The 16,655-nt window shown below is 70.5% G+C and carries 14 protein-coding genes; 4 read left to right on the plus strand and 10 right to left on the minus strand.

The features are described from left to right. The first annotated feature begins 384 nt into the window (after window positions 1-384). Window positions 385-1,587 (plus strand): amino acid deaminase/aldolase, encoded by a 1,203-nt coding sequence (locus ACZ5VQ_RS22900; protein WP_469106482.1) that lies wholly within the window; start codon window positions 385-387, stop codon window positions 1,585-1,587. 57 nt (window positions 1,588-1,644) lie between these two features. Here ACZ5VQ_RS22900 and ACZ5VQ_RS22905 read toward each other — a convergent pair whose 3' ends face one another. The 4 genes from ACZ5VQ_RS22905 to ACZ5VQ_RS22920 all read right to left on the minus strand — a co-directional run bounded on the left by ACZ5VQ_RS22905 (window position 1,645) and on the right by ACZ5VQ_RS22920 (window position 6,221). After that, window positions 1,645-2,610, minus strand: coding sequence for a DUF2510 domain-containing protein (locus tag ACZ5VQ_RS22905; protein ID WP_469106678.1), 966 nt, complete (start codon window positions 2,608-2,610; stop codon window positions 1,645-1,647). A gap of 61 nt (window positions 2,611-2,671) precedes the next feature. Next, window positions 2,672-3,463, minus strand: a complete 792-nt coding sequence (locus ACZ5VQ_RS22910; protein WP_362077889.1) for a 3-oxoacyl-ACP reductase — start codon at window positions 3,461-3,463, stop codon at window positions 2,672-2,674. Then, window positions 3,460-4,848: an aldehyde dehydrogenase family protein gene (locus ACZ5VQ_RS22915; protein WP_469106483.1), complete on the minus strand. Its 1,389-nt coding sequence runs from the start codon at window positions 4,846-4,848 to the stop codon at window positions 3,460-3,462. The genes ACZ5VQ_RS22910 and ACZ5VQ_RS22915 overlap by 4 nt, the downstream gene beginning before the upstream one ends. Before the next feature lie 8 nt (window positions 4,849-4,856). Then, window positions 4,857-6,221 carry a glutamine synthetase family protein gene (locus ACZ5VQ_RS22920; RefSeq protein WP_469106484.1) on the minus strand — a complete coding sequence of 455 codons (1,365 nt, stop codon included), beginning with the start codon at window positions 6,219-6,221 and terminating at the stop codon, window positions 4,857-4,859. A 77-nt stretch (window positions 6,222-6,298) separates the two neighbouring features. Here ACZ5VQ_RS22920 and ACZ5VQ_RS22925 point away from each other — a divergent pair, with 77 nt between their 5' ends. Next, window positions 6,299-7,033 carry a FadR/GntR family transcriptional regulator gene (locus ACZ5VQ_RS22925; RefSeq protein ID WP_469106485.1) on the plus strand — a complete coding sequence of 245 codons (735 nt, stop codon included), beginning with the start codon at window positions 6,299-6,301 and terminating at the stop codon, window positions 7,031-7,033. 113 nt (window positions 7,034-7,146) lie between these two features. Then, on the plus strand, window positions 7,147-7,827 hold the full coding sequence (locus ACZ5VQ_RS22930; protein ID WP_469106486.1) for a gamma-glutamyl-gamma-aminobutyrate hydrolase family protein: 681 nt from the start codon (window positions 7,147-7,149) through the stop codon (window positions 7,825-7,827). Here ACZ5VQ_RS22930 and ACZ5VQ_RS22935 read toward each other — a convergent pair. Then, a complete protein-coding gene (locus ACZ5VQ_RS22935) occupies window positions 7,796-8,782 on the minus strand; it encodes a phosphotransferase family protein (protein ID WP_469106487.1) in 987 nt (328 codons plus the stop codon). The two genes, ACZ5VQ_RS22930 and ACZ5VQ_RS22935, sit on opposite strands and share 32 nt — an antisense overlap. Before the next feature lie 225 nt (window positions 8,783-9,007). Beyond that, window positions 9,008-9,958, minus strand: a complete 951-nt coding sequence (locus ACZ5VQ_RS22940; protein ID WP_469106488.1) for a LysR family transcriptional regulator — start codon at window positions 9,956-9,958, stop codon at window positions 9,008-9,010. 70 nt (window positions 9,959-10,028) lie between these two features. On the opposite strand from ACZ5VQ_RS22940, the gene ACZ5VQ_RS22945 reads away from it, so the two are divergent. Further along, window positions 10,029-11,243, plus strand: a complete 1,215-nt coding sequence (locus ACZ5VQ_RS22945; RefSeq protein WP_469106489.1) for a TDT family transporter — start codon at window positions 10,029-10,031, stop codon at window positions 11,241-11,243. Here ACZ5VQ_RS22945 and ACZ5VQ_RS22950 read toward each other — a convergent pair. The 4 genes from ACZ5VQ_RS22950 to ACZ5VQ_RS22965 form a co-directional block, all read right to left on the minus strand. After that, the gene (locus ACZ5VQ_RS22950) at window positions 11,170-11,889 is read right to left on the minus strand and encodes a helical backbone metal receptor (RefSeq protein ID WP_469106490.1); all 720 of its coding nucleotides are present in this window, start codon (window positions 11,887-11,889) and stop codon (window positions 11,170-11,172) included. The genes ACZ5VQ_RS22945 and ACZ5VQ_RS22950 overlap by 74 nt on opposite strands. 39 nt (window positions 11,890-11,928) lie before the next feature. Continuing rightward, complete coding sequence (locus tag ACZ5VQ_RS22955; RefSeq protein WP_143635589.1) at window positions 11,929-12,495, minus strand: helix-turn-helix domain-containing protein; 567 nt, start codon at window positions 12,493-12,495, stop codon at window positions 11,929-11,931. A gap of 375 nt (window positions 12,496-12,870) precedes the next feature. After that, window positions 12,871-15,486, minus strand: coding sequence for an ABC transporter permease/substrate binding protein (locus tag ACZ5VQ_RS22960; RefSeq protein WP_469106491.1), 2,616 nt, complete (start codon window positions 15,484-15,486; stop codon window positions 12,871-12,873). After that, window positions 15,479-16,567, minus strand: coding sequence for a quaternary amine ABC transporter ATP-binding protein (locus tag ACZ5VQ_RS22965; protein ID WP_469106492.1), 1,089 nt, complete (start codon window positions 16,565-16,567; stop codon window positions 15,479-15,481). Before ACZ5VQ_RS22965 ends, ACZ5VQ_RS22960 begins: the two co-directional genes overlap by 8 nt. Window positions 16,568-16,655 lie beyond the last annotated feature (88 nt).

A 16,655-nucleotide genomic window follows, 5' to 3' on the forward strand; every position in this document is an offset into this window, starting at 1 on the left:
GAAAGCGTCGAACCAGGGCCGGTGGTCCGGGCTCTCGGGCGCCTCGGCGGCGCCACGGCCCGACGGCGTATCGGGGTTGCCCGCGTTTGCCGTATCCCCGGATCCCTCGGACTGCTCTCGTCCGCTCTCCGCCGAGGGCTGCTCGGGGGGCGTCGAGGGGCGTGGCGGAATGGAGGCGCGGCGCGCTTCCGTGCTCATGCACCCCCCGTTTCCTCGGCCCCGGCGACCGGCCCGCCGAAGGATCCCCTCCGGACCCGTTCCCTGCTTGCGTGCGCGTCACTCTACGGGTTGACGCTGTGCGAGTGGGAACCAGTCGGCAGGCCCGGGGCATCTGCCCGGAACGTCCCCCTACCCTGCGGTAATCAGGTCTGGCAGGCTTCGCCCATGACTGCCCGCGCCGCAGACCGGGCCCGTTACGACCGGGCCACCGCTCACCTAGACGCACCCGTCGCCATCGTGGACTTGGAGGCCTTCGACGCCAACGCGGAGGATCTCGTACGGCGGGCGGCAGGCAAGCCCGTACGCGTCGCGAGCAAGTCCGTACGCTGCCGTGCGCTGCTCGAACGCGTGCTGGCCCGGGACGGCTTCGCCGGGATCATGTCGTTCACGCTCGCCGAGTCGCTGTGGCTGGCACGGTCCGGTTTCGAGGACGTACTGCTCGCGTATCCGTCCGCGGACCGCAAGGCGTACGCGGAGCTCGCCGCCGATCCGAAGCTCGCGGCCGCCGTGACGGTCATGGTCGACGACCCGGCGCAGCTGAAGCTGATCGACGACGACCGGGACGGCGGACGCGAAGAGGTGCGTGTCTGCCTGGAGTTGGACACCGCGCTGAAGATGCTCGGCGGCCGGGTCCGGGTCGGCGCCCGCCGTTCGCCGCTGCACTCCCCCGCCCAGGTCGCCGAGATGGCTCGTACGGTCGCTCGTCGGCCCGGTTTCCGGCTCGTCGGGATCATGGCGTACGAGGGGCACATCGCGGGGGTCGGCGACTCCGTGCAGGGGCGGCCGCTGCGGTCGCGTGCGATCCGGCTGATGCAGGCCACGGCCCGCAAGGAGCTGGCGCAGCGCCGTGCGGACGTCGTGCGGGCGGTCCGGGCCGTCGCGCCGGACCTGGAGTTCGTCAACGGCGGTGGCACGGGCAGCGTCCAGCACACCGCGGCCGAGGACTCGGTGACCGAGATCGCGGCCGGGTCGGGGCTGTACCAGCCTCGGCTCTTCGACAACTACACGTCGTTCAGCGGGCGTCCGGCCGCGCTCTTCGCGCAGCCCGTCGTGCGCAGGCCGGGGGTGGGTGTGGTGACCGTCCTCGGCGGCGGCTACCCGGCGTCGGGTGCCGCGGGTCCCGACCGGTCGCCCGTGCCGTACCTGCCCGAGGGGCTGCGGTACGACGCCCAGGAGGGGGCCGGCGAGGTGCAGACGCCGCTGCTCGGCTCACCCGCGGACGATCTGCTGATCGGCGACAAGGTGTGGTTCCGGCACGCGAAGGCCGGGGAACTGTGCGAGCGGTTCGACGTGCTGCAGCTCGTGGAGGGCGACGCGGTGACGGCGACGGTCCCGACCTATCGCGGGGAAGGCCACACGTTCCTGTAGCCGACGGTCGACTCCGGCCTGCCGGGCAGGCCGGAGTCGGTTACTCGGTGGGGCCGGTTACTCGGTGGGGCCGATGCTGCTGCCCACTCCGCCGCCCGTGCCCTCGTCTCCAACTGGGCGGATCCCCTTGGTGATCCGGTCCATGTCGGCGAGGGGCGGCCCCTCCTCGCCCGCGTCGAAGGCGTACCGCACCATGACCATCGACTCCGAGCCGACACTGGACGGGAACGCCATCGACTGGACGTAACCTCCGGGTCCCGCCTCGGTCTTGACGCGCCAGCGCACGAAGTACCCGGTGCGGCCGGCGACCGCCACCGACCCCTGCTCGACCACCTCGTGGGAGGTGATGCCGTGGAAGGGGCGCTGGTTGACCTTGTTGCGGTCGTAGGCGCGGTCGGCCGCCTCGGATATGTCGCCCTTGGCGAGGGTCTCGGGGGACTTCTCGTCGTTCGAGGTGACCGTGCGCGAGATGACCGTGCCGTGGCGGCAGAGGCCGTCGTCGCCCGGGCAGTCGTACGTCCCGGACGTGGTCATCATGATGTCGGTCTCGGTGACGCTCTGGGGTCTGGCCCAGCCGTCGAGGAGCGGCAGGGTGATGCCGTTGAGCTCGTCCACGACGACGGAGGGGTCGTCGGCGGACGGTTCGGAGCTGGACTCCGAGGGCGAGGGGGAGGGCGCGGCGCCCGTGGGCTCGGACGACGTGGGTGTCGGCGCGGTCTGCGTCTGCGGGTCGCCGTCGTCCCCTCTCAGGACGACGGCACCCGTGACGATCGCGGCGACCAGCACGACCGCCGCGGCGGTGAGGGCGATCGCCTTCGCACGGCCGGAGCCGCGGGAGGCGCCGGAGCTGCCGGTCCCGAGCGGCACCGTCGGCGTCGAAGGCGTGAACTGCGGCTGCGCGTACGGCTGTTGTGGCGTCGACGCGTCAGGTGAGCGCCGGTGTTCGGTCCAGGCGGTCCCGTCCCACCAGCGCTCCATGTGCGGGGCGGAGGGGTCCCGGTACCACCCGGGCGGGGGCGTCATGCTCATCCCGGCACTCTAGGCGCCACCCGCCCACCGGGACACGCCCGCCTCCGCCAGAGGCCTAGAGCGGGGTCACGTATGCGCCAGAGATCCCGCCGTCCACCAGGAAGTCCGTGGCGTTCACGAACGAGGAGTCGTCGCTGGCGAGGAACGCGACCGCCGCGGCGATCTCCTCGGCCCGCGCGAACCGCCCGACCGGGATGTGTACGAGGCGGCGTGCGGCACGCTCCGGGTCCTTGGCGAACAGTTCCTGGAGGAGGGGCGTGTTGACCGGCCCGGGGCACAGCGCGTTCACGCGGATTCCCTCCCGCGCGAACTGCACACCCAGCTCACGGGACATGGCGAGAACTCCGCCCTTGGAGGCGGTGTACGAGATCTGCGAGGTCGCCGCGCCCATCCGGGCCACGAACGACGCCGTGTTGATGATCGAGCCCTTGCCCTGCTGCCGCATGTAGGGGATCGCCGCCTTGCAGCACAGGTACACGGACGTGAGGTTGACCTCCTGGACGCGCTTCCAGGCGTCCAGGCCCGTCTCCAGGATCGAGTCGTCGTCGGGCGGCGAGATGCCCGCGTTGTTGAAGGCGATGTCGACGGACCCGTACGTGTCGTACGCGGTCTTGAAGAGCGCCTCGACCTGCTCGGGGTCGGTGACGTCGACCTTCACGAAGATGCCGCCGATCTCCTCAGCGGCCGCCTTGCCGCGGGTCTCGTCGACGTCGCCGCAGACGACGTGGGCGCCCTCGGAGGCGAGCCGGCGGGCGGTGGCGAGACCGATGCCGCTGCCGGCCCCGGTGATGACGGCGGTGCGGCCGACCAGGCGGCGGCAGATGATGTCGTCGGTCGATGCGCTCACTGTGCGGGGCCCTCCGTGCTGATGAAGACGTTCTTGGTTTCGGTGAAGGCGGCCAGGGCGTCCGGGCCGAGTTCGCGGCCGATGCCCGACTGCTTGAAGCCGCCGAAGGGGGTCCAGTAGCGGACGCTGGAGTGGGAGTTGACGGACAGGTTCCCGGCGCGGACGGCGCTCGACACACGCAGGGCGCGGCCCACGTCCCGGGTCCAGATGGAACCGGACAGGCCGTACTCGGTGGCGTTGGCGAGGCGGATCGCGTCGGCCTCGTCCTCGAAGGGGAGGACCACGGCGACCGGTCCGAAGACCTCTTCGACGGCCACGCGCGCGTGAGACTCGATTCCGGTCAGGACGGTGGGCGGGAACCAGAAACCGGGGCCCTCGGGGGCGGTGCCCCGGATGCCGACCGCACGGTCGGTGGCCCCGGTGACGTACGACCGTACGCGCTCCAGCTGGGACTTGGAGATCAGTGGGCCCATGGCGGTCTTCTCGTCGGCCGGGTCGCCGACGACGACGGACTCGACGGCCGGGACCAGCAGTTCGAGGAAGCGGTCGTACGCGGACCGCTGGACGAGGATGCGGGTGCGGGCGCAGCAGTCCTGGCCGGAGTTGTCGAGGAAGGACATGGGGGTGGCTGCCGCGGCGGCCTCGATGTCGGCGTCGGCGAAGACGATGTTGGGGCTCTTGCCGCCGAGTTCGAGGGTGACGCGCTTGAGAAGCGCCGAGCCCTTCGCCAACACCTGTTTGCCCACGGCCGTTGACCCCGTGAAGACGATCTTCGCGACCCTGGGGTGCTCGACCAGCGCGTTGCCGGTGATCGCGCCCGCTCCCGGGAGCACCTGGAAGAGATGCTCGGGCAGGCCCGCCTCCAGGGCGAGTTCGGCCAGTCGCAGAGCCGTCAGAGGCGTCGTCTCGGCGGGCTTGAGGATGACCGCGTTGCCCGCCGCGAGCGCCGGAGCCGTACCCCATGCCGCGATGGGCATCGGGAAGTTCCAGGGCGCGATGACGGCGACGACGCCCAGCGGTTCGAGGATCGTGATGTCGAGACCGCCCGGCACCGGGATCTGGCGCCCGGTGAGCCGCTCCACGCCCCCGGCCGCGTAGTCGAGCAGATCACGCACATTGCCCGCCTCCCAGCGGGCGTTGCCGACCACATGCCCGGCCTCGCGGACCTCCAGCCGGGCGAGCTCTTCCAGATGCTCGTCGACGACGACGGCGAACCGGCGCAACAGCCGGGCCCGCTCACCGGGCGCGAGGGCGGCCCATCGCACCTGTGCCTTTTCCGCCCGTACGACCGCGGCGTCGACGTCCTCGGGGGTGGCGCCCGGGACGGTGGCGATGACCTCCTCCGTCGCAGGGTTGAGAACTACCAGTTCGTGCAGGTGCGACACCTTCGGCCTCACAGACGTTCGAAGGAGCGGCGGAGCTCCCAGTCGGTCACCGCGGCGTCGAAGGCGTCCAGTTCGACGCGCGCCATGTTGCGGTAGTGCGCGACCACCTCGTCGCCGAAGGCGGCCTTGGCGATGGCGCTGTTCTCCCAGATCTCGGCGGCCTCGTGCAGCGTGGTGGGCACGTGCTCGTACCCCGAGGTGTACGCGTTCCCGGTACACGCCTCCGGCAGCTCCAGCTTCTGCTCGATGCCGTACAGCCCGGCCGCGACGAGCCCCGCGACGGCGAGGTGCGGATTGACATCGCCACCCGGAAGCCGGTTCTCGAACCGCATCGAGCGACCGTGCCCGACCACCCGCAGCGCACAGGTGCGGTTGTCGTACCCCCAGGCCACGGCCGTCGGCGCGAACGACCCGGGCTGGAACCGCTTGTACGAGTTGATGTTGGGCGCGTAGAGCAGCGAGAAGTCGCGGAGCGCGGCGAGCTGTCCGGCGAGGAAGTACCGCATGACCTGCGACATCCCGCCCGTTCCGTCGCCCGCCATCACGTTGGTGCCGTCGGCGTCGGCGAGCGAGAGGTGGATGTGGCAGGAGTTGCCCTCGCGCTCGTCGTACTTGGCCATGAAGGTGAGCGAGACACCTTCCTGGGAGGCGATCTCCTTGGCCCCGGTCTTGTAGATGGCGTGCTGGTCGCAGGTGACCAGGGCCTCGTCGTACTTGAACGCGATCTCGTGCTGCCCGGGATTGCACTCGCCCTTGGCGGACTCGACGATCAGCCCGGCGGCACCCATCTCGTTGCGGATACGCCGCAGCAGCGGCTCGATCCGCCCGGTCCCGAGCACCGAATAGTCGATGTTGTACTGATTGGCGGGCGTCAGCCCTCTGTAGTTCGCGTCCCAGGCCTGCTCGTACGTGTCCTTGAAGACGATGAACTCCAGCTCGGTCCCGACCTGCGCGGTGAACCCGTGCTCGGCGAGCCGCTCCAGCTGACGCCGGAGGATCTGGCGGGGCGCTGCCACGACGGGCGATCCGTTGTCCCAGGCGAGGTCGGCGACGAGCATCGCCGTACCCGCGTTCCAGGGAACACGACGCAGCGTACTCAGATCCGGGTGCATGGCGAAGTCGCCGTATCCACGCTCCCAGGACGACATCTCGTACCCGTCGACGGTGTTCATGTCGGTGTCGACGGCCAGGAGGTAGTTGCAGCCCTCCGTACCGTGGTGCAGGACCTCGTCGAGGAAGAAACGCGCGGCGAACCGCTTGCCCTGGAGCCGCCCCTGCATGTCCGGGAAGGCCAGGACGACCGTGTCGATCTCGCCGCTCGCGACGAGGGCGTGCAGCTCCTCGACACTGAGGGGTGGTGTGCGGTCTGCCACGGGAAATGCCTCCTTCGGTCAGCCGAGAGCCATAAGGTATTGCCGAGAACCATTGCTTGGGAAGGGGGCACGGCCGGATGTCGCAGCCGGATCCACACGAACTGAACGACCGGTTGACGCCGGTCCTGCGCCCGGTGCGCGCGGGCAACGGCTTCGAGGAGGCCCTGGAGCAGATCCTCCAGGTCGTCCGGCTCGGCCTGGTGCCCGGGGGCGAACGGCTGCCCGCCGAACGGGAGTTGGCGGACCGCCTCGGGATCAGCCGGGTGACGCTGCGCGAGGTCCTGAAGGTCCTCCAGGACCAGGGCCTGGTCGAGTCGAGACGCGGCCGCTACGGCGGCACGTTCGTCCTCCCCCGAACCGACGCCCCCGGCGAGGCGGAGCTGCGCCGCCGGATCGACGAGGTCGACATAGAGGACGTCCTGCGCTTCCGTGAGGTCCTGGAGGTGGGCGCGGCGGGCCTCTGCGCAGCACACGGCCTGTCCTCCGACCAGTCGACCCGCCTGCGCGAGGCCCTGGCCCGCACCCAGGACGCCCCCCTGGCGGACTACCGCCGCCTGGACACCCTCCTGCACCTCACCCTCGCCGAGCTGTGCGGCTCCCCGACACTCACCGCCCAGTACGCGGCCGTACGCGCCACCGTGAACGACCTGCTCGACTGCATCCCCCTCCTGGTCCGGAACCTGGAGCACTCGCAGCGCCAGCACGAGGCACTGGTCGAGGCGGTGCTCGACGGGGACGCGGACGGGGCCCGCGAGATGATGCGCGAACACTGCGCGGGCACGGCTGCACTCCTGCGCGGCTTCCTGGCATAGGAACCTGCGCGAGGCACCACACACAAGATCCGGTCAGGTCACCCCTGTAAAGGTATGGGGTCGGTCTATTAGCCTCCTCCCTAGGGGCGCACGAGAAAACAGGGAGCGTGGGGATGGCAGGCAGACCGCTCATCGGAGTCAGCACATACCTGGAGACCGCACGCTGGGGCGTCTGGGAACTGGAGGCGGCACTGCTGCCGGCCGGCTACCCGCGCCTGGTCCGGTCGGCGGGCGGCCTGGCCGCGATGCTGCCACCGGACGAACCCGCTCACGCCGCCGAGACCGTGGCCCGGCTCGACGGTCTGGTGGTCGCGGGAGGTCCTGACGTGGACCCGTCGCGCTACGGGGCCGCCCGCGACCCACGATGCGGCCCCGAGGCCCGCGCCCGCGACACCTGGGAACTCGCCCTGATCGACGCCGCGCTGGCCTCCGGCACGCCCCTCCTCGGGATCTGCCGCGGAATGCAGCTCCTGAACGTCGCGCTCGGCGGAACCCTCGTCCAGCACATCGACGACCACATCGAATCGGTAGGAGTCTTCGGCCACCACTCGGTGAAGCCGGTCCCGGGCTCCCTCTACGCCACCCTGGTCCCCGAGGAAACCTCCGTACCGACCTACCACCACCAGGCGGTGGACCGCCTGGGCACCGCCCTCGCCCCCTCCGCCCACGCAACGGACGGCACGATCGAGGCAGTCGAACTCCCCGGCCCCAACTGGGTGTTGGGCGTCCAGTGGCACCCTGAGATGGGCGAGGACCCGCGAGTCATGTCCGGCCTGGTCCGAGCCGCTTCCTGAGCCATTCGAGGGCGGCGTCGCCCTGGGCCCGCTGGAACGCGCGGAGCGTCGGCAGGCCGGGCGGCGAGGGCCGCCGTGAGTGTCCGACGAAGTATCCCGCCAGCGCCGCCAGGGTGGACGTCACTCCGGCCGGGTCCGCCGCCCTCCCCAACGGGTGCTCGGTGAACAGCACTTCGGGATCAGGGCCGCCCTGTGCGCGGACGCACGGCAACATCACCAGGAGGTCGAACCAGGGGGCGGCAAGCTGGGCGTGGGGCCAGTCGACGAAGAGCACACGATGCGGTGCGTTCTCCGGGGCTGTGAGGAGGATGTTGTCGGCGCGGAGGTCGCCATGGGCGAGGGTGTCGCCCGAGGCGAACTCGGCCCAGGGAGCGGCGAGTTCGGCGAGGGTGGGAAGATTACGCACGGTCCAGGGGTCGAGGCCCCCGCCCCCGCCTCCGGCCCCGTGCCCCTCGTCCAGCATCTTCTGCCAGCCTCGGAAGGCGCGCGAGAGGGTCGCTCCGACCGGCGGGACGTCCACGGGGGACGGCGTGAGCGTGCGGCCGAGCTCCCTCACGGCGTCGAGAACGCGCGCCAACTCGCCGTCTTTCCAAGGCACATGGGGCTGATGCCCGTCGATGTCCTCGAATACGAGCGCCACCCAGTTCCCGTCGTCGTGCATTCCCAGAAACCTCGGTGCGGGGGTCCCGGCCGGCAGGGCGGCGGCGTTCCTCGCTTCGCGTCGGTGCATGTCCGGGCTGTCCGGGTTCGCCTCGGCGCTGACGGCCTTGACGAATGCCCGTCGGCCGTCCGCGGTCCTCACCCGCGCGGCCGGTCCCGGCGAAAATCCGCCGGTCTGTGTGACCGCTTCCACGACGGGGGCGCCGAGCAGGTCCGCGACGGCCCGCCTGACCGGCTCGGGTACCGCTTCCCACGGGGTACGGACGCCTGTCGCAGGCGGTGCGCTCATCGTCATGCACTGCATCGTCCGTCGGCGGCTCTCCCTGTCGCCACCACTTTTCCCACCGCGGGTGCGACGGGGGCTCCGCCCGGGTGGGGTCCCCGGGTGGCGTGCCCGGGTGGCGTGCCCGGGTGGCGTGTCACGTGCGGGTGGGTGGGGGCCGGTCTCGCCCACGATGGGGCCCCGCTCAAGCGAAGCCGAGAGTGGGGGCGGAGCCGCAAACGTCACAGCCCCGCGCCCCTACGACCGCGTCAACGTCAACAAGTCCCGCGCCGGTCCAGTAGGCCGATGCCCCACAGGCCAGACGGCCCGGAGGTCGCGGCTCAATCGAACCCCCTCCACAGGAATCTCAACAAGCCGACGAGCGGACAGCTCCTCCCCCAACGCCAGCTCGCTGAGAACGGCCGGCCCCGCCCCCGAAGCCGCAGACGCCTTCACCGCCGTCGTGGAGGACAGCTCGATCAGAGGGCGGGCCAGTCCGCCGAGCGCCGCGTCCAGCACCTGCCGCGTCCCCGACCCCTCCTCCCGCAGAATCAACGGCGTCCCCGCCAGCTCCCCCGCGTCGAGCGCCCGCCGCCTCCGCGCCCACGCATGCCCGGGTGCGGTCACCACGATCAGCCGGTCATGGGCGATCACCACGGAGTCCAGCTCGCTCGCCACGGACACTCCCTCCACGAACCCGAGGTCAGCCTCACCGGAGAGCACCCGCTCGGCCACGACCGTCGAGTTCCCGGCGATCAGCGACACCGCGGTGTCGGGCCGCTGCGCGCGCAGCGCGAGCAACCACCCGGGCAGCAGATACTCGGCGATCGTCATGCTCGCCGCGACCCGCAGCCGGGAGTCCCGCCGGTCCCGCAACGCCTGCGCCCCCGCGTCGAAGGCCTCCGCGGCCTCGACCACCCGCCGGGCCCAGTCCGTCACCAGCGCCCCCGCGTCGGTGAGCCGCGACCCGGTGGGCGAGCGGTCCACGAGGGCGACCCCCAGCTGCCGTTCCATGGACCGGATCCGGCTGCTGGCGGCCGGTTGCGTGATCCCGACCTCCCGGGCGGCCCGCCCCAGGCTCCCGAGCCGCGCCACGGCGAGCAGCAGCTCCAGCGCACCAAGATCGGGGACCCGGTGCGACAGCCCACCTCCCGGTATGGACGCCGTCTCGCGAGCCCCCTGGTCACTCGTCCCGTCATCCCGACTCATAAGCCCACCTTATGTCCTCATAGACCGGTACTCCCTGGTGAGCCGTCCCCCGCCGAGGCACGGTGAACTCATGGCCACAGCCCACCCGCTCACCGCCACCACGGACAACACCAGCCATGCCAACCCCAGCCGCCCCACAAAGGCAAACGCAGGGGCAGAGACAGAGGCGAAGACAAAGGCATCCCCCTTCCGCCACCTCGGCCCCAACTGGTACGCCCCGGTGATGGGCACGGCCATCGTGGCCACGGCAGGCGCGGGCCTCCCCTTCGGCGTCCCTGGCCTGCGCACGTTCTGCACTGCCGTCTGGGCACTCGCCCTGACTCTGCTCGTCGCCCTCCTCGCCGCCCGGGCGGCCCACTGGACGCACCACAGGGACCAGGCCCGCGCCCACCTCCTGGACCCGTCGATGGCCCCCTTCTACGGCTGTCTTTCCATGGCCCTGCTGGCCGTGGGCGGCGGCGCGCTGGTGGTCGGGCGGGACTGGATCGGCACACAGGCGGCGGTCGCCCTGGACGCCGTCCTCTTCTCCACGGGCACCCTGATCGGCCTGGCGGCGGCCGTGGCCGTCCCGTACCTGATGGTGGCGCGCCACCGGGTGGACCCGTCCCAGGCCACCCCGGTGTGGCTGCTCCCCCTCGTCGCACCGATGGTCTCCGCGGCGCTCGGTCCCCTGCTCGTACCGCATCTCCCGGCCGGCCAGGCCCGCGAGACCCTGCTGCTCGCCTGCTTCGCGATGTTCGGCCTCAGCCTGCTCGCCACGCTCGTGATGCTGCCGATGATCTTCGCCCGCCTGGTCACGGGCGGCCCGCTGCCGCTCGCGCTCGCCCCGACCCTGTTCCTGGTCCTGGGCCCGCTGGGGCAGTCCACGACGGCCGTCGACAAGTTCGCCGTCGCCGCCCCGGGCGTGGTGCCCGCCCCGTACGACCGCGGATTCGGGATCCTGCCCGTGCTCTACGGCGTCCCGGTGATGGGTTTCGCACTGCTCTGGCTGGCGCTGGCCGCTGCCCTGGTGCTGCGGGCCCGCCGCCGGGGCATGGTCTTCGGCATGACCTGGTGGGCGTTCACCTTCCCGGTCGGTACGTGCGTGACGGGCGCCGAGGGGCTCGCCCGGCACACCGGGCTCGTCGTCTACGACGGGCTCACGGTCGCCCTGTACGCCCTGCTCCTCGCGGCCTGGGCGGTGGCCGCCGTCCACACGGCCCGTGGCCTGGTCAGCGGACGGCTGCTCGCAGCGCCTCGCCGAGCACTCGCGGTGCCTGCGCCAACGACGGTCCGTACCACGTGAGATGACGCCCGCCGACCAGGGCGCAGGGCACTCCGGGGAACGCCTCCGGGCCGTCGTCGTTCGTGAATCGGTACGGCTCGTCGGGCAGCACGACCAGGTCGAGGTCCGCGGCGCGCAGTTCCTCGACCGGGACACGCGGATAGCGTTCGGCATGGCTCGCGTACGCGTTGTCGACGCCCAGCCGCGCCAGCACGTCCCCGGCGAACGTGTCCCGCCCGACCACCATCCAGGGCCGCCGCCAGATCGGTACGGCGGCGCGCAGCCGCCTCTCCGGGCGGGGCGGGTCCAGCCAGGCCTCCTCGGCCTCGTCCAGCCACCGCGGCCGCGTCGGCAGTCCGCACGCGCGGACCACCCGCTCCAGTTCCCGGAAGGCCCCCGGCACGTCCCGTACCTCGGTGACGAACACGTCGAGTCCCGCCTGCCGCAGGGCGGTCAGGTCGGGCTCGCGGTTCTCCTCCTCGTTGGCGATCACCAGGTCGGGCGCGAGGCCGACGATCCGCTCGACGTCCGGGTTCTTGGTGCCCTTGACGCGTACGACGTCGAGACCGGCCGGATGGCTGCACCAGTCGGTCGCCCCGACCAGGACGCCCGGCGCGGACACGGCGACGGCCTCGGTGAGCGACGGGACGAGTGACACCACTCTCATGACCGAACCACTCTCATGGCCGAGTACTCCGGATGACGGTCATCGGCGTGGATCGTCCTCCACGGCCTCGATGTGGTCCGCGACCGCGACGATGAGTACACGCGTGTCCGCGTCGGTCGCCCGCCACCGGTGCCGTACGCCGCCCGTCAGGTGCAGCGTGTCGCCGCGTCCCAGTCGGTACGCGCGGCCCTCCGCCTCGACCTCGACGGCGCCGTCGGCCACGTACATCAACTCGTCGTTGCGGTGCTGGAATTCGCGGCCGGCGTCGTGGTCGCCGGAGAACTCCATGGCGTGCAACTGGTGGTGACCGCGCACCAGGGGGCGCACTCGGGGCTCGTGGGTGAACTCGGAGTCGTCCGCGCGCACCACGTCGACGCTGCGCGCCGGGTCGGCGGCGGCGAGGAGTTCGACACAGGTGGTGTGCAGGGCGTCCGCGACCCGTTGGAGGGAACGCATGCTGGGCCGCGCCCGCTCGTTCTCGACCTGGCTCAGGAACGGCACCGACAGACCGCTGCGCTCGGCGACAACGGCGAGGGTGAGCTCCAGTGCCCGGCGCCGCCGCCTGACGGCCGCGCCCACTCGAAGGGTCTCCTTGTTTTCGTCCATCGCCTCGGCTCCCCCCTGTGCGTCGTCGGTGCGCTGCTCGGTGCATGCGGTACGTGCGGTGCGGTGGCGGCACGTTCGTTGTACGTACACGCCGATTTCTCGCGAGTTCCTGATGTCTTGTCTGCACCCTACGGGTGTTCGGCAAACCGTTTCATGCGCCCGTCACATCGCTGTAAACATCGCCGCACCGATCGCGTGACCGACCGTCACGGTTCGCGCCGGTGGGAGCGCCGGCGCGGCTGCCGGGGCGTGAGGACGGTGCCGGAAAGTCGGCGTGGCCCTTGCCCGGGTCGTATGCACAGGTGACGCCGCGAGGGGTGGGCCTCGCCGTATGGCGCTGCCCACCCCTCGCGGAGACCCCCACTGGGGACGTGTCTACTGCGGAGTCATCCGTTCCACCATGTCCGGGTGCTCCTTCAGCCACGCGGAGACGGCTTCCTCCTCCTGGCCCTGGCCGCGGTCCTTGATCTCGCTCTCCAGGCTGCCGAGCTCGTCCTCGCTCATCTTGAAGTTCTTGATCCACTTCGTGAGCTGCGGATACTGCTCCGGGAACTTCTTGCTGGAGATCGTCCGGATCGTGTTGCCCTCACCGAACGTCTTCTTCGGGTCCGCGAGCTTCGTCAGCTCGTACTCGCTGTAGGCCCAGTGCGGCGACCAGAGCGTGACGGCGACGGGCTCCTTCTTGGCGTACGCGCGCTTCAGCTCGGCCAGCATCGCGGGCGTGGAGCCGTCGACGATCTCGTACTCCTTGTCCAGGCCGTAGCCGGGCAGGACCTTCGTCTTGGCGAGGTTCATCTCGCCGGTGCCCGGTTCGATGCCGATGATCTTCCCGTTGAAGAGATCGCCCTTGCCCTTGAGGTCCGCGAGGGACTTGACGTCCTTCACGTACGAGGGAACGGCGATCTCCAGGGAGGTCGGCTCGTACCAGGTGCCGAGGTCGCGCAGGTTGTTCTTGTGCTTGTCCCAGTAGTTCGCCTGCGCGTACGGCAGCCAGGCGTCGAAGTTGAGGTCGATGTCGCCGGTGGCCAGGCCCGTGTAGACCGGGCCGACGTCCATCTGCTTCAGGTTCAGCTTGTAGCCGCGACGGGCCAGGACGTCCTTCCACAGGTAGGTGACGGCGACATCCTCGTCCCAGGGGAACCAGGCGACGTCCACCGTGCGCTTCGCCTCGGCCGGGGTGCCGGAGGAGGACTTCTCGACCGGGGCCAGCTTGTCGACGACACCGGGGTTGCTCTTCAGCCAGGTGCGCACGGCGTCCTGCTGCTTGCCCTTGCCGGCCTTGTTGATGTCCGCCTCAAGGCTGGTGAGCTGCTTCTCGGTCATCTTGAAGCTCTTGAGCCACTTGGCGACGACCGGGTTGTCCTGGGCGAAGCCCTTGCGGGAGAGCGTGTGCACGCCGTCGCCCTCGCCCCAGGCGACCTTGGGGTCCTTGAGCTTCTTCAGTTTGTACTCGCTGTACGCCCAGTGCGGCGACCAGAGCGTGCCGACGAACGGCTCCTTCTTGGCGTACGCGCGCTTCAGCTCGGCCAGCATCGCGGGCGTGGAGCTGTCGACGACCTTGTACTCCTTGTCGAGCCCGTACTCCTTGAGGACCTTGGTCTTGAGCAGGCCCATCATTCCGGCGCTGGACTCGATGCCGGTGATCTTGCCGCCGAACTCGCCCGCCTTGCCCTTGAGGTCCTCCAGGGAGTCGATGCCCTTCATGTACGCGGGCACGCTCAGCTCCAGGGACGTCGGGCCGTACCAGGAGCCCAGGTCGTCGAGCTGCTTGCCGTACTTCTTCCAGTACTGCTCGTGCGTGACCGGCAGCCAGGAGTCGGTCTGGAAGTCGATGTCGCCCTGGGCGAGCGAGGTGTAGAGCGGTCCTGCGTCGAACTGCTTGGTCTCGACCTCGAAGCCGCGCTGCTCCAGGATCTCCTTCCAGAGGAAGGTGGAGGCGACGCCCTCGTCCCAGGGGATGTAGCCGATGCTGACCTTCTTGCCCTGGCCGACGTTCCCGGCGTCCGACGCGGTGGTCTCGGTGTCGCCGGAGCCGAAGATGCCCATGCCGCCCGCGACGAGCGCGAGCACGACGACGCCGATGACGGCCACGGAGGGCCGGGGGCGGTAGGACCAGATCTGCAGGCCCTGTGCGGCACGCAGCTTGGCGGCGGTGCGGCGGCCGAGCGGCGAGACCTGGGTGCCCAGGGCGCTGGTCATGCGGTCCAGGTAGATGGCGAGGATGACGATGGCTATGCCCGCCTCGGCGCCGAGGCCGACGTTGAGCTGGCCGATCGCCTCGTTGACGTCACCGCCGAGGCCGCCGGTGCCGACCATGCCGGCGATGGCGGCCATGGACAGGCCGAGCATGATGACCTGGTTGACGCCGGCCATGACGGTGGGCAGCGCCAGCGGCAGCTGGACGCGCAGCAGGATGTTGCGGGGGGTGGTGCCGAACGCGTCGGCGGCCTCGACCAGTTCCTTGTCGACCTGGCGGATGCCCAGTTCCGTCATACGGACGCCGGGTGCCAGGGCGAAGATCAGGGTGGCCACGATGCCCGCGGGTCCGCCGGTGCCGAAGAACAGGATCGCCGGGATGAGGTAGATCATCGCGGGCATCGTCTGCATGAGGTCGAGCACGGGGCGCACGATGCCGCTGACCCGGTCCGAGCGTGCCGCCCAGATGCCGACGGGCACGGAGATGACGAGCGCGATGATCGTCGCCACGAGGACCAGCGACAGGGTCACCATCGCGTTCTCCCACAGTTCGAGGGAGTCGATGAAGGCGAATCCCACGAAGGCGAGGACACCGGCGGACGTGCCGCGCAGCCAGAACGCGATGACCGCGAAGATGCCCGCGAGGAGAAGGGGTTCGGGCGCCTGCAGTACGTCGTTGATGACGTCGTAGGTGCCCTGGAAGACGGTCTTCAGGAAGTCGAAGAGCCACGCCATGTGGTTGAGCAGCCAGTCGACCGTGTCGTTGACCCAGTCGCCGAAGGGGATCCTAGGCACCGGCCTTCACCGCCTTGACGTTCTTGTCGCGCGGTGTGTCGCAGGGCACGGGTTCGCTCTGTTCGTCGCCGAGGAAGCCGACGAGCCGCTGCCGGGGCACGACACCGACCAGCTTGCCCTTCTTGTCGACGACGGCCACGGGGTGCGTCAGCCGCGCGCTGATGGCGCACAGCTCGCCGAACGAGGAGTCGGGCCTGGCGGTCTCACAGCCGCAGTCGGCCTCGTCGCCGCGCAGCTCCGTGTCCATGACGGAGGTCGCGGTGAGGACGCGGGAGCGGTCGACGTCCTTGGTGAAGGAGGCGACGTAGTCGTTCGCGGGGCGGACGAGGATGTCCTCGGCGGTGCCGATCTGGACGATGCTGCCGTCGCGCATGACGGCGATGCGGTCGCCCAGGCGCATGGCCTCGTTGAGGTCGTGGGTGATGAAGACGATGGTCTTCTTGAGCTTCTTCTGGAGCTCGATCAGCTGGTCCTGCATGTCGCGGCGGATCAGCGGGTCGAGCGCGCTGAAGGACTCGTCCATCAGCAGCAGGTCGGCGTCGGTGGCGAGCGCCCGGGCGAGACCCACGCGCTGCTGCATACCGCCGGACAGCTCGTCGGGCCAGGACGTCTCCCAGCCGGCGAGTCCGGCCAGCACCAGGGCCTTGGTGGCACGCTCCTCGCGCTCGGCGCGCGGCACGCCCTGCACTTCCAGGCCGTACGCGGCGTTCTCCAGGACGCTGCGGTGCGGGAAGAGCGCGAAGTGCTGGAAGACCATGCTGACCTTCCTGGAGCGGACCTCGCGCATCTCACGGTCGTTGAGCGCGGTCAGATCCTGCCCGTCGAAGACCACGCGTCCCGCGGTCGGCTCCAGGAGTCCGTTGAGCATGCGCAGCAAGGTGGACTTGCCGGACCCCGACAGGCCCATGACGACGAAGATCTCGCCCGGTTCGACCGTGAACGACGCGTCGATCACCGCGGCCGTGGTGCCGTCCGCGCGCAGTTCCTCACGGTCGGCTCCGCCGCGCAGTCGCTCGACCGCCTCGCCGGGTCGTCTGCCGAACACTTTGTAGAGCTGTTCCGCCTGCAGCCTGGATGACACAAGTACCTCTCGGGTCGAACGAAGACGGCCCGCCTCCCCCGCCGGCGGGCCGTGGAGCGATGCGGGTTCCGCCCGCTCGTCCGGTGCG

The organism is Streptomyces sp. NPDC033178, from assembly GCF_055577685.1.